Origin of the sequence: Listeria fleischmannii subsp. fleischmannii LU2006-1 (assembly GCF_000344175.1) — a bacterium.
Lineage (GTDB): Bacteria > Bacillota > Bacilli > Lactobacillales > Listeriaceae > Listeria > Listeria fleischmannii.
In genome coordinates this window covers 109,374-122,343 of the sequence record NZ_ALWW01000002.1, presented here as the reverse complement: position 1 = coordinate 122,343, position 12,970 = coordinate 109,374, and the positions used below count along the sequence as shown (strand labels likewise).

General features: G+C 38.4%; 13 protein-coding genes and 3 pseudogenes. 5 read left to right on the top strand and 11 right to left on the bottom strand.

The window, feature by feature from the left end; all coding sequences use genetic code 11:
• Positions 1–38 precede the first annotated feature (38 nt).
• The 4 genes from LFLEISCH_RS01365 to LFLEISCH_RS01350 form a co-directional block, all read right to left on the bottom strand.
• Positions 39–920: a LysR family transcriptional regulator gene (locus LFLEISCH_RS01365; protein ID WP_007472279.1), complete on the bottom strand. Its 882-nt coding sequence runs from the start codon at positions 918–920 to the stop codon at positions 39–41.
• Entirely contained in the window at positions 917–1,369 is a 453-nt protein-coding gene (gene cbpB, locus LFLEISCH_RS01360; RefSeq protein ID WP_007472276.1) for a cyclic-di-AMP-binding protein CbpB, read from the bottom strand. The genes LFLEISCH_RS01365 and cbpB overlap by 4 nt, the downstream gene beginning before the upstream one ends.
• Before the next feature lie 207 nt (positions 1,370–1,576).
• Positions 1,577–1,807, bottom strand: coding sequence for a YkuJ family protein (locus tag LFLEISCH_RS01355; protein WP_007472274.1), 231 nt, complete (start codon positions 1,805–1,807; stop codon positions 1,577–1,579).
• A gap of 225 nt (positions 1,808–2,032) precedes the next feature.
• Positions 2,033–2,257, bottom strand: a complete 225-nt coding sequence (locus LFLEISCH_RS01350) for a hypothetical protein (protein ID WP_007472272.1) — start codon at positions 2,255–2,257, stop codon at positions 2,033–2,035.
• A gap of 215 nt (positions 2,258–2,472) precedes the next feature.
• Here LFLEISCH_RS01350 and LFLEISCH_RS01345 point away from each other — a divergent pair, with 215 nt between their 5' ends.
• The gene (locus LFLEISCH_RS01345; RefSeq protein ID WP_007472269.1) at positions 2,473–2,883 is read left to right on the top strand and encodes a YkyB family protein; all 411 of its coding nucleotides are present in this window, start codon (positions 2,473–2,475) and stop codon (positions 2,881–2,883) included.
• Between the two features lie 43 nt (positions 2,884–2,926).
• Positions 2,927–4,089: pseudogene (locus LFLEISCH_RS01340) on the top strand (aminotransferase class I/II-fold pyridoxal phosphate-dependent enzyme).
• A 42-nt stretch (positions 4,090–4,131) separates the two neighbouring features.
• On the opposite strand, the gene LFLEISCH_RS01335 reads toward LFLEISCH_RS01340, so the two are convergent.
• Positions 4,132–4,992, bottom strand: a complete 861-nt coding sequence (locus LFLEISCH_RS01335; protein WP_007472265.1) for an NAD(P)-dependent oxidoreductase — start codon at positions 4,990–4,992, stop codon at positions 4,132–4,134.
• Positions 4,993–5,005: 13 nt separating this feature from the next.
• Positions 5,006–6,039: pseudogene (locus LFLEISCH_RS01330) on the bottom strand (YdcF family protein).
• Between the two features lie 146 nt (positions 6,040–6,185).
• Between LFLEISCH_RS01330 and LFLEISCH_RS01325 the strand changes: the two are divergent.
• Positions 6,186–6,893 (top strand): DNA alkylation repair protein, encoded by a 708-nt coding sequence (locus tag LFLEISCH_RS01325; RefSeq protein ID WP_007472262.1) that lies wholly within the window; start codon positions 6,186–6,188, stop codon positions 6,891–6,893.
• A gap of 54 nt (positions 6,894–6,947) precedes the next feature.
• On the opposite strand, the pseudogene LFLEISCH_RS16420 reads toward LFLEISCH_RS01325, so the two are convergent.
• From LFLEISCH_RS16420 to LFLEISCH_RS01310, 4 genes and pseudogenes are all read right to left on the bottom strand, one after another.
• A pseudogene (locus LFLEISCH_RS16420) lies at positions 6,948–7,082 on the bottom strand (sunset domain-containing protein); the annotation flags it as partial.
• Positions 7,083–7,217: 135 nt separating this feature from the next.
• The gene (locus LFLEISCH_RS01320; RefSeq protein WP_007472260.1) at positions 7,218–7,790 is read right to left on the bottom strand and encodes a hypothetical protein; all 573 of its coding nucleotides are present in this window, start codon (positions 7,788–7,790) and stop codon (positions 7,218–7,220) included.
• A gap of 152 nt (positions 7,791–7,942) precedes the next feature.
• Positions 7,943–9,661, bottom strand: coding sequence for a phosphoenolpyruvate--protein phosphotransferase (ptsP, locus tag LFLEISCH_RS01315; protein WP_007472258.1), 1,719 nt, complete (start codon positions 9,659–9,661; stop codon positions 7,943–7,945).
• Positions 9,661–9,927, bottom strand: coding sequence for a phosphocarrier protein HPr (locus LFLEISCH_RS01310; RefSeq protein WP_007472257.1), 267 nt, complete (start codon positions 9,925–9,927; stop codon positions 9,661–9,663). Before LFLEISCH_RS01310 ends, ptsP begins: the two co-directional genes overlap by 1 nt.
• Before the next feature lie 385 nt (positions 9,928–10,312).
• Between LFLEISCH_RS01310 and LFLEISCH_RS01305 the strand changes: the two genes are divergently transcribed.
• On the top strand, positions 10,313–10,504 hold the full coding sequence (locus tag LFLEISCH_RS01305; RefSeq protein WP_007472255.1) for a YkvS family protein: 192 nt from the start codon (positions 10,313–10,315) through the stop codon (positions 10,502–10,504).
• Positions 10,505–10,586: 82 nt separating this feature from the next.
• Positions 10,587–12,074, top strand: coding sequence for a phytoene desaturase family protein (locus tag LFLEISCH_RS01300; protein ID WP_007472254.1), 1,488 nt, complete (start codon positions 10,587–10,589; stop codon positions 12,072–12,074).
• A gap of 4 nt (positions 12,075–12,078) precedes the next feature.
• Here LFLEISCH_RS01300 and LFLEISCH_RS01295 read toward each other — a convergent pair whose 3' ends face one another.
• On the bottom strand, positions 12,079–12,876 hold the full coding sequence (locus LFLEISCH_RS01295) for a hypothetical protein (RefSeq protein WP_007472251.1): 798 nt from the start codon (positions 12,874–12,876) through the stop codon (positions 12,079–12,081).
• Positions 12,877–12,970 lie beyond the last annotated feature (94 nt).

Sequence of the window (12,970 nt, the reverse complement as noted above, 5' to 3'; positions counted from 1 at the left end):
TCTTACTAGACTTTAGTTTAAATTTTAGTTTGCCATACCTACTCACTTGTTTCAAGAAATTCGTTTATCACTTCTAAAAAGGCAGCAACTTGTGGTAATTCAAGCGATTGCTCATATGTAAGTAAATTTGTATCTCGTCCGAGTTCTGTGCCGTCTTTTTCCGTTAGCGGAATCCGGTTGACTAATGTATTTACATCCTGACTCAGTGTCACTTCAGGTAAAATAGCAAAACCAATGCCATTTATCGCCATTTGTCTCGATGTCTCAATTTGATCCATTAGCATGACTTGTTTGGGTAACTTCGAAAAATTTCGTTGCCAATAATCCTGAATCACTTGATAATAGTTGGAATCACTACGAAATTGAATAAACGGGCGCTCTGTTTTAAAAACGTCTTCAATATGTTGAATTTCTTGATCGACTAAAATTAATCGTTCGGTAAATAAATGACGTTTTACACTTTTCCAAGGTGTATTCCCGCGTACGATGCCTAAATGAACAGAACCAGCAGCAAGCAGTTCGTGCACCTCACTACTCCATCCCGTTTGAAGAGAAATGGTTACATTCGGATATTTCTCCGTAAACATTTTTAACACACGCGGTAACCACATTTGAGCCACTACACTAGCGCAAGCGATACGAAGCGTCCCGCGAACCACACCTTCCATAGCTTCTAAACGCTCCTGAATCTCATGTTCGCGCGCAATCACACTAAAAGCATGTTTTACGATGGCTTCCCCCTCTGGTGTCAAAAGCAAGCCTTTTTGCGTTCGAATAAAAATTTTCGTATTCCATCTACTTTCGATAGTTTGCAGGCGCTGCGATAAAGCAGGTTGACTTAAAAAAAGTTTTTCTGCACTTTTTCGCATATTCAGCTCATCCGCTAGACAAACCAGTAATTCATATTCTGTGACAATCATTTTTCGTCCTCCACTGGTGCATGAATAAAGCGATTCACCTGTTTTAAAATAATTCTTCGCGTAATAATTCCTTGGAATTCATTTTCCATATTTACAACACATAAAAACGGATTATCAACAAGAAGTCTAACGACACGTTCCGGATTAATATCTCCTTTAATCACAGGAAATTCCGTTTGCATCGCATCTTCTACTTTTAAAGTTTCAAGCTTTTCATATTCGATTCGTTCCAGTCCTAAAATTGAATCGGTGATACGAGCTGCGCTAATTAGCCCATGTAATTTAAATTCAAAATCTAGGACTGGAATAACTGAATAGCCACATTTTGTAAGCACTAAAAGCGCATGTTCTAAATTATTACCTAATTGTACATGTGCCACTTTCTCAGCAGAAATCATACTTTCTTCAAGTTTATCCTTAAAAAAATAACCTAATCTATTTGAAATCACGTGGAACCCTCTTCTCAATCATATTCACGCTTCATATACCAAATTTTAAGACAAATGAAACATCACTATATTTATCTATAGACCGCTCTACTTATTATTTTATCATAGAAAAAAAAGAAATTTCCTCTTTCCAACAAGCATTTTGCGCAAAAAAATAACTAGAACAGATAAATCCACTCTAGTTACCCACGTTTATCACTTTAGCAATTAGTTTTCTTGAAGTGCTTCAAAAATTTCAATTGCTGTCATATCAATATCATCAAATTGATATTTGCTGTTTAATTCATAAATTTCGACTTCAAACGAATTAGATGCTCGAAAATATTTTACTTCGCAGACTACCTTACCATCTTTTTCAAAACGGCGTGCTTGCGTTTCAGCAGCTTCATCCTCCTGCATCGCGTTTAAACGTTGAATAATTCCTAATAACTGAGACATAGCTTATTCTCCTCTCAAAAATCCACCTATGCGAAACAAACTCGCAAGACCACTATTAATTAATACTATCAAATTTTAGCGCATATCGCACCTATTAAGCAAGTCATCTGTAAAAATTCAGAAAAAGCAATTTTCTTTCCATAAACTTTACCCAAATTTACGTGAATAAATCCAACTTTTAAACATATCCGTTAAAAATAAAAAACCTAGCTCAAAAAGCTAGGTTTAACTTAAATCATTATTTTGATTTTCTGCCATATCCAGTTTTGTCTTCACAGCGCGCATAATCGTCTTATGCCGATTAAATCCTTTGACACAAATCGTATCATCGTTTAATGTCGCGTAGACTTCACCCCATGAACCAGTTGGGTTAAACCCGTAAGCATGTATTTTCAAAAGACCTTCTTTTGTTGGAAAAAAGAACGCCTCATATTTACCAGCCTTTGTCATGTGCGCTACCCCTTTCAATCACTCGCAATTGAAAATGATTATCATTATTAAATCCATTTTACGGCATAAAAGTAAAATTTGCAATAAAAATTAAAAATATTATCAGATTTTTTCAACTTTTCATTGGCGTTCATCCATTGTTTCGCTATAATAGGTTTAGTGTATTCAGGAACAAATTTGAAATTTTCAGATTAAACAAAAAAGGAGGCATTCATTTGGACAAGATAAAACAAATTGCAGAAGCCATTTTTATCGTCAATCGGCATAGCAAAACCGCACTCGATCCAACTTATTTATATCAATTAAAACAAGCCGCCATCCAACAATTAATTCAGGAAGGTCATGCTAAAAAAATCGGTTTACAATACACAAATCGCCCCAAAAACTGCCGGCAACATTCGCTTGTGCTCGTTCAGTGCAGTGACCTCCTCTTTCATATTCCGCCCACAAAAACAGATTTAAAAGCGCTGCCTCATCTTGGAAAGCAAGTGCCCATAAAGCGAACTACTAAAATCTCTCTTTCTTTAAAACGTGCCAAGTACTACCTTGAAACTTACACCCACATCGTGCCCGCTAAAAATTCAAGCTCGTCTGGTTTTGAAAGCAGCAGTCCCTATTTTAGATAAAATATGGTATGATGAAGCAGAAAAAGAGAGAAAGGGTGATTCGATGCGTAAACCTATACGCCCCGAACTTAGTGCCATAAAAATTAGCGGAATTCGCCGTTTTAATAGTGAAATTTCGGATATTGATGGCATTTTAAAATTAACATTAGGCGAACCGGATTTTGATACACCAGAACATGTCAAACAAGCCGCGATTAACGCGATTAACGATAACTTTACCAACTATACAAACAATGCCGGCACACCCGAACTTGTTTCTGCTGCTGCCAATTACTTTAATGAAAAATATCAATTAGGTTTCACAAGTGAGGAAGTCATTGTCACAATTGGCGCCACAGAGGCCATTGCAATTGCCCTTGAAACCATTTTAAATCCTGGCGATGAAGTTATCTTACCGGACCCGATTTATCCGGGATATGAACCGCTTATTCATTTGATGGGCGCCATCCCCGTGAAGGTTGATACGACTGAATCGGCGTTTAAGCTAACCCCCGCGCAGTTGAAAAGTGCGCTTTCCAAAAAAACAAAAGCACTGATTTTACCCTACCCCTCCAATCCGACCGGCGTAACGCTATCTGAGGCTGAACTTCGTGAGCTTGCGCACGTTTTAGAAGGGACGGGCATCTACGTTTTGGCGGATGAAATTTATAGTGAACTTACATATGACAAGCCGCATACCTCCATTCGGCCTATGCTTAAAGAACAAACCATCGTCATAAACGGACTCTCCAAGTCTCACGCCATGATAGGCTTCCGCATTGGCTTTTTGATGGCGCCAAAACCACTACTTCAAGAAATGCTTAAAATTCATCAATACACCGTGACATGCGCTTCTTCGATTAGTCAAAAAGCTGCGTTTCAAGCCGTGACAAAGGGGAAAAATGATGCTTTCCAAATGCGCTCAGAATACAAGACCCGCGCCGGATTCGTCCACGATCGACTTGTCAAAATGGGCTTCCACGTAATCCCACCTGACGGCGCCTTTTATTTTTTCGTCAAACTACCTGATTTCGTGACCGAAAGCGCGTATGATTTCGCCTTAAAACTCGCCAAAGTAGCCAAAGTGGCCGTAGTGCCCGGGGACGCCTTTTCAGAAAAGGAGACCGCTACTTCCGCCTATCCTACGCCGCTTCACTCAATACACTAACAGCGGCCACAGAAAGCATGGCCAAGTTTATGTCTGAAGAGTATGGCGAAAACGTTTGATGACCATAAAAAAAGCCCCCAGCGTGCGCTGGGGGCTTTTATTTAGCGGTAATATTGAATCAGCGCCTGCGTCCCCGATTCACTTAACCCACGCTCAGCAAGCGTTTGATACATCTGTTCCGCTAACGCTAGGCCGGGTAAGTCAATTTGCATTTTTTTAGCTTCATCTAAAGCAATTCGCATATCTTTAATAAAATGCTTAATGAAAAATCCTGGCGTGAAGTCATCTTTTAAAACGCGGGGGATTAAATTGCTAAGCGACCAACTGCCTGCAGCCCCGCCTGCAATGGATTTTAAAACGCGTTCCGGGTCCAGTCCTGCCTTTTCCGCATAAAAAATCGCCTCTGTGACGCCAATCATATTGGATGCAATGGCGATTTGATTGACCATTTTCGTGTGCTGACCAGAACCAGCCTCTCCTTGCAAGATAATACTTTCTCCAAGCGCCTCAAAAATTGGCTTAGCGCGCAAAAACGCCGCCTCACTTCCACCGACCATAATGCTAAGTGTGCCATTTTTGGCACCAATGTCACCACCTGAAACAGGCGCGTCTAATACTTCAACGCCACTAGAAGCTCCTTCCAGCGCAATTTGTGCAGCTAAGCCCGGGGAAGATGTAGTCATATCAATCGCTAGCGTACCAGAGCGCATCGTTTCTAAAAAGCCACCCTCGGATAGATATAATTCCTCAACATCGCTCGGATAACCGACCATGGTCATTAAAACGTCAACTTGACTAGCTAATTCTGCTGGGTTTTCATGCCAAGTTGCCCCCTCGCGGATAAGTTCGTCTGCTTTTGATTTTGTACGCGTATAAATATGTAAGTCAAAACCGGCGTTCATTAAATTTCGAATCATACTTTTTCCCATGACACCAGTACCAATAAAACCAATTTTTTCCATCAAAAATTCCTCCTTATAAGAATGAAATTAAAAACAGTCCTAAGAACATCAGTAAAATGAGCCCGACGATAACTAAATTTAATTTTTTATGCATCATGACAATCGCTATAAATTCCCGCATGAGAGCGCTTGGCATATAATAAAAGGCCGTCTTCGAACCAATGCCCTGGCTCTTTAAACCCGCTTTTTTCGCATAAAGTCCTGCTCGAAATAAATGAAAATTATTTGTTGTAAAAATACTCTTATATTTAGGTAAGATCGCGTCCATTTTCGCCTTTGAAAAACGCATATTTTGCAGCGTATTTACAGACTGGTCTTCCATTAAAATATAATCTTCCGGAATCCCTTTTTCAAGCAAATAAAGCCGCATAGCGTTCGCCTCAGACGTCAGCTCATTCTCACCCTGCCCGCCTGACACTATAATCGTCGCCTGCTTCCCCGTTTTTAAAAGCTGTTTTGTATAAAAGGAAATCGCTTTGTCTAGTCTGCTCGCAAGAAGTGGCGGTACTTTGTCACCGATAAGTCCGCTTCCGAGCACAATGATAAAATCTTGGTTGTAACGCGGAAAATTATATTGATACACGAAACTCGAAATTAAGAAGGTCACAAAGAAAAAAATGAAATACGTTAAAATCATAATAATCGCGGCAAAAATAGCCGCAAGTGGCGGACTAGAAATGAATGACCCTTGCGCAATCCCCCAAATAAATAGTCCTAAAAGTCCTAAACCAGCGAACATCGGCAATAAATTCGCAAGCCGCTTCCCTTCTTTTTTCATCATCGTACGACCATTCATAATGAGTCCAAAAATAAGCCCAAAAGAAAAAAAAACGGAATTAATAAAATTAGAATAATAGCAAGTCCCGTGACGATGACACGCACAACATCATGCCTATCCGAAACCGTTAGCACAACATAAAGAATCGTTAATAAAACGAAAAATAAGCCTATCGTTAAAAATATTCCATTGCTAATTCTACGTCTATCCCATACATAAAGTCCTACAAAAACCATTAGAAAAATGGCCGCTATAACAGCAAAATACATCGTTTCAACCCCTTTTTAGTGTACCCATTCATTATAACTTTTCAAACTCTATTTCGCTACACAAAGCTATTTTTTTATGTCAGAAAACTAGCTTTTAAAAAAAACATTCGCTATACTAATGAAAAGCGTACAAAAGGAGAATTGACATGAATCTTACCGCAATCATGACCGAGCTTTCTGAACTTGGCACGGAGCAAACAAAGAAAACGTTACTACGCCATGACGTAAACGAACCACTTTTCGGCGTAAAAATTGGGGATATGAAAAAGCAACTTGTTAAAAAAGTCAAAGCGGCGGATCTATCTTTAGAGCTATTTGAAACCGGTAACTACGACGCCCAATATTTAGCAGGGCTTACGGCCGACCCGAAAAAAATCACCAAAAGCGAGCTACTTCACTGGGCCGAAATTGCCAATTCAAAAAGCATTCGCGAAGCTATTGTCGCTAGCCTCGCAGCAGAAACACCTTACGCAATAGAACTCGCTAATTTTTGGATACATGAAAGAAACGAAAAGTTTGAGAGCACTGGCTGGAGCTGCTACGCAAATTATCTTTCCATTGCACCAAACGAAGAAATTAATCAAGACGAAGTACTTCTTTTGTTAGAAAAAGTCGAACAAACCATCCACAACGCCAAAAACGGCGTCAGATACACCATGAACAATTTCGTCATCGCCACCGGAACCTACTATCCCCCACTACTTCAAAAAGCAGAAGCTGTTGCTAAAAAAATAGGCACTGTCTACGTGGACATGGGTGACACGGCGTGTAAAGTCCCCGTTGCATCCAGCTACATTGAAAAAGCTGTTCAAATGGACCGTGTCGGAAAAAAACGCAAACGCGCAATTTGTTAATCTACCACAAAACCTAGCCAGATTTGGCTAGGTTTTGTGGTTATGTAGCTATTTTTATCTTTCCGGTGCCCTGTATCCTGCCTTTTCTGCTTCTTCCACAGTATTAAACCACTCTTTTACATTCTTCGTGCGGTCATAATAGGTACTTCCTGGAACATGATAAATCCCATTATAGCTACCTTTAATTTACCCTTGACTCTGCTCTGGTTCAGATTGCGGCTGTTCTTCCTGTGCTTGTCTTCGTTCTTCCGCCGCACGTTCTTCGGCTGCACGCTCCTTCTCACGTTTAGCTGCTTCCTCTTTTTTTCTTTTTTTTCTGCTTCTTCAGCTACCTTTTTTTTCCTTAGCCGCCTTCTCCTCAGCTACTTTTTTAGCCTCTTCTTCTGCTTGCTTTGCCTTTTCTGCTTTCTCTTCCGCCTCAATTTCAGAGTCACTCTTCACAAGAGATGAGGAAACTTGTACATTTTCAGTAAATTTCACAACTTTTTTCTTGTTAACTAAATCACCTTTTAAATTACCACCCTTTTCCCCTATAATTTCCCTCATTTTGCTTGTTTGTTTTTTCGGTTGATAGGATTGATAAAGTATTTTATATGAACCATTTGGCAACTTTTTCACAGTTTTCTTTAACTTGCCATCTTTTTTTACTTTTAATTTCACCTTTTTTTCAAAACCATCTGACCCTGTAATTTTTACAAAAAATTTCATTTTCTTAGGTAAATTTGTTTGCGCATGCAATTTTAGCTTATCTTTTTCAATTGTACTAACTGCTATAGCCCCAACATATACTTTATCTGAAGCTGCATGTGCCATATTTCCTAGTGGGGTTAAAGTTAAGAAAACCGCCATTAGGATAAAAAACAGATTTTTCAATTTCAAGTTTAATAACTTTCGCATACCTTTTTCGCTCCCTTTTTATGTCTTAATCATCCGACTATTTATCTATAGATATTGGATATAATTATTATAACATAAAATGTTAGGGACAAACTTCTCTTTCTATTTTAAACACAAAAAAAGCTAGGATTTTATTCCTAGCTTTTTTAACTTTATTCAGCTGTATACTTCTCAACAAGTTCAACAACTTCTTCAGCTGTTGCTTTGTTTAAAGCTTCATCAGCAAGTTTAACCATTTCAGTTTGATCTAGACGTTTGATAAGGGAACGAGATTTCAAAATACTTGAAGCACTCATTGAGAACTCATCAAGACCTAAGCCAAGTAATAATGGAATCGCTGTTTGGTCTCCAGCCATCTCGCCGCACATGCCTGTCCATTTACCTTCTTTATGAGATGCGTCAATTACATTTTTAACTAAACGCAAGATAGATGGATTGTATGGTTGGTAAAGATATGAAACGCGTTCGTTCATGCGGTCCGCAGCCATTGTGTACTGAATTAAATCATTTGTACCGATGGAGAAGAAATCAACTTCTTTAGCGAATTGATCCGCAAGCACTGCTGCTGCTGGAATTTCAATCATGATACCTAATTCGATGTTTTCATTCACATCAGTTCCAGCTGCTACTAGTTTTTGTTTTTCATCAAGTAAAATCGCTTTTGCTTGACGGAACTCGCCAACTGTTGCAATCATTGGGAACATAATTTTAAGCTTACCATGTACACTCGCACGAAGTAACGCGCGAAGTTGTGTACGGAACAAGTCTTCATTTGCAAAGCAAAGACGAATTGCACGGAAACCTAAGAACGGATTCATCTCTTCAGGTAATTCTAAATAAGGTAATGTTTTATCGCCACCAATATCAAGTGTACGAACAACAACGGATTTTCCGTCCATACCTTCAAGAACTGCTTTATAAGCTTCATACTGTTCTTCCTCAGTTGGGAAGTTGTCACGACCCATGTATAAGAATTCAGTACGATATAAGCCGATTGCTTCGCCGCCGTTTGCTACAACACCTTCTAAATCATTCGGTGTTCCAATATTAGCCGCTAGTTCCACATGTTTACCATCTTTAGAAACAGTTTCTTCATTTTTAAGTTTTTCCCATTCTGCTTTTTGAGCCGCAAAATCAGATTGAACTTTTTTGTAATGAGCTACTTGTTCTTCAGTTGGATTAATAATAACGTTACCTTCTAAACCATCAATGATGATTAGTTCGCCTTCTGCTGTACCGCTCGTTACTTCTTTTGTTCCAACAACTGCTGGAATTTCAAGAGACCGCGCCATAATTGCAGAGTGAGATGTACGTCCACCAATATCCGTTACAAAGCCTTTTACAAAATTACGGTCTAGCTGAGCCGTATCAGAAGGTGTTAAATCGCTAGCTACGACAACCACTTCCTCATTGATTAAAGCAGGATTTGGAATTGTTACGCCTAGTAAGTGAGACAAAACACGTTTTCTCACATCACGAATATCTGCCGCACGTTCACGCATATATTCATTGTCCATCGATTCAAACATCGAAATAAACATATCCGTAGTCTCTTGTAAAGCAGCTTCTGCGTTTGTTTTCGTTGATTTAATACTTTCCTCAATAGGTCCAACAAGTTCTGGGTCATTAAGAACAAGTAGATGTGCGTCAAAGATTTGTGCTTTATCTTCGCCTAAGCTTTTCGCTGCTTGCTCGCGAATTTTTGAAAGTTCAGCTTTAGAAACATCTACTGCGCTTTGAAAACGTTTAACTTCGCTTTCTGCGTCAGCCACTTCAGATTTTCCGAAAGAAAGATCCGGTTCAACGAGCAGATAAGCTTTCGCAATGGCAATCCCATCAGATGCTGCGATCCCTTTCAACTCTTTTAACATTATTCAGCCAAGCCTTCTTTCTTAAGTACCTCAGTTAAACCTTCAATAGCTTCTTTTTCGTCGCTACCTTCAGCATGGATAGTAATGTCAGCACCTTTGCCAATACCTAGAGACATAACACCCATAATAGATTTAAGGTTTACTTTTTTGCCTGTGTATTCAATTTGAATATCAGAGCTGTATTTGCTTGCAGCCTGCACCAATAAAGTTGCCGGACGTGCGTGAATTCCTGTTTCATCAATTACTACAAAACTTGCTTGTTCCATAATTACATTCTCCTTTGTAAAGAAATTTATTGTGACCTTTTTCACCAAAAAGATTTCTCAGCAAAAAGGCTATCCCTCAATTAAAAAGAGTACCATGTTTTCGCATTGGTTACAACCATTTCTTGAGAATTTTGGCGTAAAAAAATCGTTACCCTTTCATTTTAGCTGAATTGATACCAAAACGCAATTTATCTATGGTTTCCGGGCTACAATCCGTCCCGATTTAATACATTTTTCTACCACCATAATGTGAATTTTTCCACATCAAATCTAAAAAACGCGCTTATAAAACCGTATTGTTTGCAATTATTGTGAAATTAGTGCAGACTGGAATTGAGTTTAATGTGATACTTTTTCCACCTCAAATGTATGGGAGTGATGATAAATGGCTAAAGCACATGTTGGTGACATTATTGAATTCAAAGACGGTCTAACAGGAATCGTCGAAAAAATTAATGAAAACTCAGTGATTGTCGATTTAACGTATATGGAAAATTTTAATGAACTGGGAATTGAAGAAAAAACGGTTGTCAATCATAAAAATTATAAAATCATTCATTCTTCTAAAGAAGATTAAAAATAGCGCAATAAACCGTAGAGTTATTTGCTTTTGCGGTATGCGCTTTTTTGATGCAAAAAAAGACTGGAGCTGATTTAATATGACAAAAGAAAAAGTTGCAATCATCGGCGCCGGACCGGGAGGACTAGCTGCTGGAATGCGCCTTTCTTCTGCCGGGTACGAAGTTGATATTTATGAAAAAAACGCCTATATAGGCGGGCGCACTAGCCTTTTAGAGCTTGGGGATTATCGTTTTGATATCGGTCCTTCTGCTATAACAATGCCTCATGCGCTAACCTCTCTCTTCATGGATTGCAATCGTGACCTACAAGATTATGTAACACTCGTTCCTCTTGCACCACTTTATCAGCTTTTTTTTCGTAATAATAAAACATTCTCACCCTATCATGATCAAGACCAAACGATAGAAGAATTAAAAAAACACTTTCCAGATAATGAAGAAAATTATTTACAATACATGGAAGAAAGCGCAAAAAAATCGCTATACTTAGCCCCTCTCATGAATTATAGTCTTTCTTCACTCCTTGATTATGTAAGGCCAGCTATGTTACGAGCGTTGCCGAGCCTCTCTTTAGGTCGAAATTTAAATGATGAAACATCTCGTTTTTTTACAGACCCCGATTTACGTCTTGCCTTTTCTTTTCAAGTGCGTAATATGGGAATGAGCCCGTATACAACGCCCGGCATTTATAGTATTATTCCTTTTTCAGAATTTTACTATGGCCTTTATCATCCTGTTGGCGGCCATAACCAAATACTTAAAGCAATGGCCGAGGTTCTCCAAGAAAACGGTGGTCGTATTCATTTAAACACCGAGGTCGACCATTTCACCTTTCAAAAAAATCGCATTCAAAACTTTACGCTAAAAAACGGAGAAACCATTTCTGCAGATCATTATGTAATTAACACCGATTTTGCTTATACGATTACCGAATTAATGCAAGAAAAAAAATCACTGCGCACAAAAAGTCTAACCAAAAAAGAATTTTCTTCCAGCACATTTATGATGTATATTGGGTTAGATAAAAGCTATCCCACTGCACATCAATCGGTTATTTTCCCTAAAAATGCGAAAAAGTACTCTGATGAACTACTTTCAAAAAAAATATTATCCGATGATTTTGCCGTTTATATCATTAACCCTTCTACGACTGATACCACTATGGCGCCGATTGGACATTCGGCCATACGCCTCATGGTACCCGTTCCAAATAATCAAAGCCACATTGATTGGGAGAAAGAAAAACCTTCTTTTGAGAAAAAAGTGCTTGAGCTTGTTAAAACGTTTTTAAAAATGGATGACCTAGAGGAACATATTGTGGAGAAAAAAATTATTACCCCAAAAGAATGGGAAGAAGATTTTCATTTATATCAAGGTGCTGTTCACGGGATGACCCGAAGTATTCGTCAAACTGGGATTCAAAACCCCGTTTATCGGCTAAATAAAAAATTCCCTAATTTATACGTCGTGGGCACGAACGCACACCCCGGTACAACATTGCCTTATATTATTGAAAGTGCCAATTTTGTCGCCGAACAAATTCACAAAAAAGAACCGAAAACCTAAATTGTTAGGTTTTCGGTTTTTTTAAACGTATCCGCGGTTTCGAATCTAAACTTAAATAGTAACAAATTGTAAAAATAAGGTTGGCCGTTAAACCTACTGTAATCGTTGCCCAAACATCTACATATAAGGATAAGAATATGAAGAAAGCTAAGATAATCCAATACACCACGACAATTTCAGATTTTAAATCAGGATATTTCAGATGCTCCCAGCGGTTTGTTAAGCTTAAAATAAAATAAATCATCAGATGCAAAATTAATCCTAAAAGAAACCAATTAGCGACATCGGAAAATTGTAAAATCGTTAAGCCATTTCCTAAAAACGGCAATTGTTTCGCTTGAATTGAAATCGGTTCTACAATAATTTCAAAAATCATGACCATTGTGGCAGCAATAACAGCATACATACCACCGCGTAGCCAATCAATATTCACTTTAAGTGTAATTTCCCTTGCGATAACGTGTGTCCCTGCGATAAGCCCTATCCAAATAAAACCAAATGTGACAGGAACACCTTTTATCATAAAGCCATAACTTGCCGTATAAACATCTTCTGCAAAACTAAGTTGCATCCATTCAATACAAGTTGTCACAGCAAAAATTAAAATGGTAATGGCTGATCCTAATCCTTTTCCGTATTGAACGATAAAAAATACAGTAGCAAACACACCTGTAAAGATGAGGAAAACGGAATGTACACCGGTTATTCTAGAGGGCAATATGCCTAATGAGATTAATATAATACTTCCTAAAAACCAAAAAATATAAAGCCATAGTAGGATTTTATAGTTTCTTTCTAACATGTTACCCTTCCTTCCGCTCGTAAAAAACAAAATTCTTGTTTTATTATAACAAAAATTGTGTATAAAAGTCGTTTAAAATGTGTTTTGTTGCCAA

Excerpts from the sequence above, each read along its gene's own strand:
- LFLEISCH_RS01365 (WP_007472279.1), bottom strand. The coding sequence starts at position 920 with ATGATTGTCACAGAATATGAATTACTGGTTTGTCTAGCGGATGAGCTG.
- LFLEISCH_RS01355 (WP_007472274.1), bottom strand. The coding sequence starts at position 1,807 with ATGTCTCAGTTATTAGGAATTATTCAACGTTTAAACGCGATGCAGGAG.
- LFLEISCH_RS01350 (WP_007472272.1), bottom strand. The coding sequence starts at position 2,257 with ATGACAAAGGCTGGTAAATATGAGGCGTTCTTTTTTCCAACAAAAGAA.
- LFLEISCH_RS01335 (WP_007472265.1), bottom strand. The coding sequence starts at position 4,992 with ATGGAAAAAATTGGTTTTATTGGTACTGGTGTCATGGGAAAAAGTATG.
- LFLEISCH_RS01325 (WP_007472262.1), top strand. The coding sequence starts at position 6,186 with ATGAATCTTACCGCAATCATGACCGAGCTTTCTGAACTTGGCACGGAG.
- LFLEISCH_RS01320 (WP_007472260.1), bottom strand. The coding sequence starts at position 7,790 with ATGCGAAAGTTATTAAACTTGAAATTGAAAAATCTGTTTTTTATCCTA.
- ptsP (WP_007472258.1), bottom strand. The coding sequence starts at position 9,661 with ATGTTAAAAGAGTTGAAAGGGATCGCAGCATCTGATGGGATTGCCATT.
- LFLEISCH_RS01310 (WP_007472257.1), bottom strand. The coding sequence starts at position 9,927 with ATGGAACAAGCAAGTTTTGTAGTAATTGATGAAACAGGAATTCACGCA.
- LFLEISCH_RS01305 (WP_007472255.1), top strand. The coding sequence starts at position 10,313 with ATGGCTAAAGCACATGTTGGTGACATTATTGAATTCAAAGACGGTCTA.
- LFLEISCH_RS01300 (WP_007472254.1), top strand. The coding sequence starts at position 10,587 with ATGACAAAAGAAAAAGTTGCAATCATCGGCGCCGGACCGGGAGGACTA.
- LFLEISCH_RS01295 (WP_007472251.1), bottom strand. The coding sequence starts at position 12,876 with ATGTTAGAAAGAAACTATAAAATCCTACTATGGCTTTATATTTTTTGG.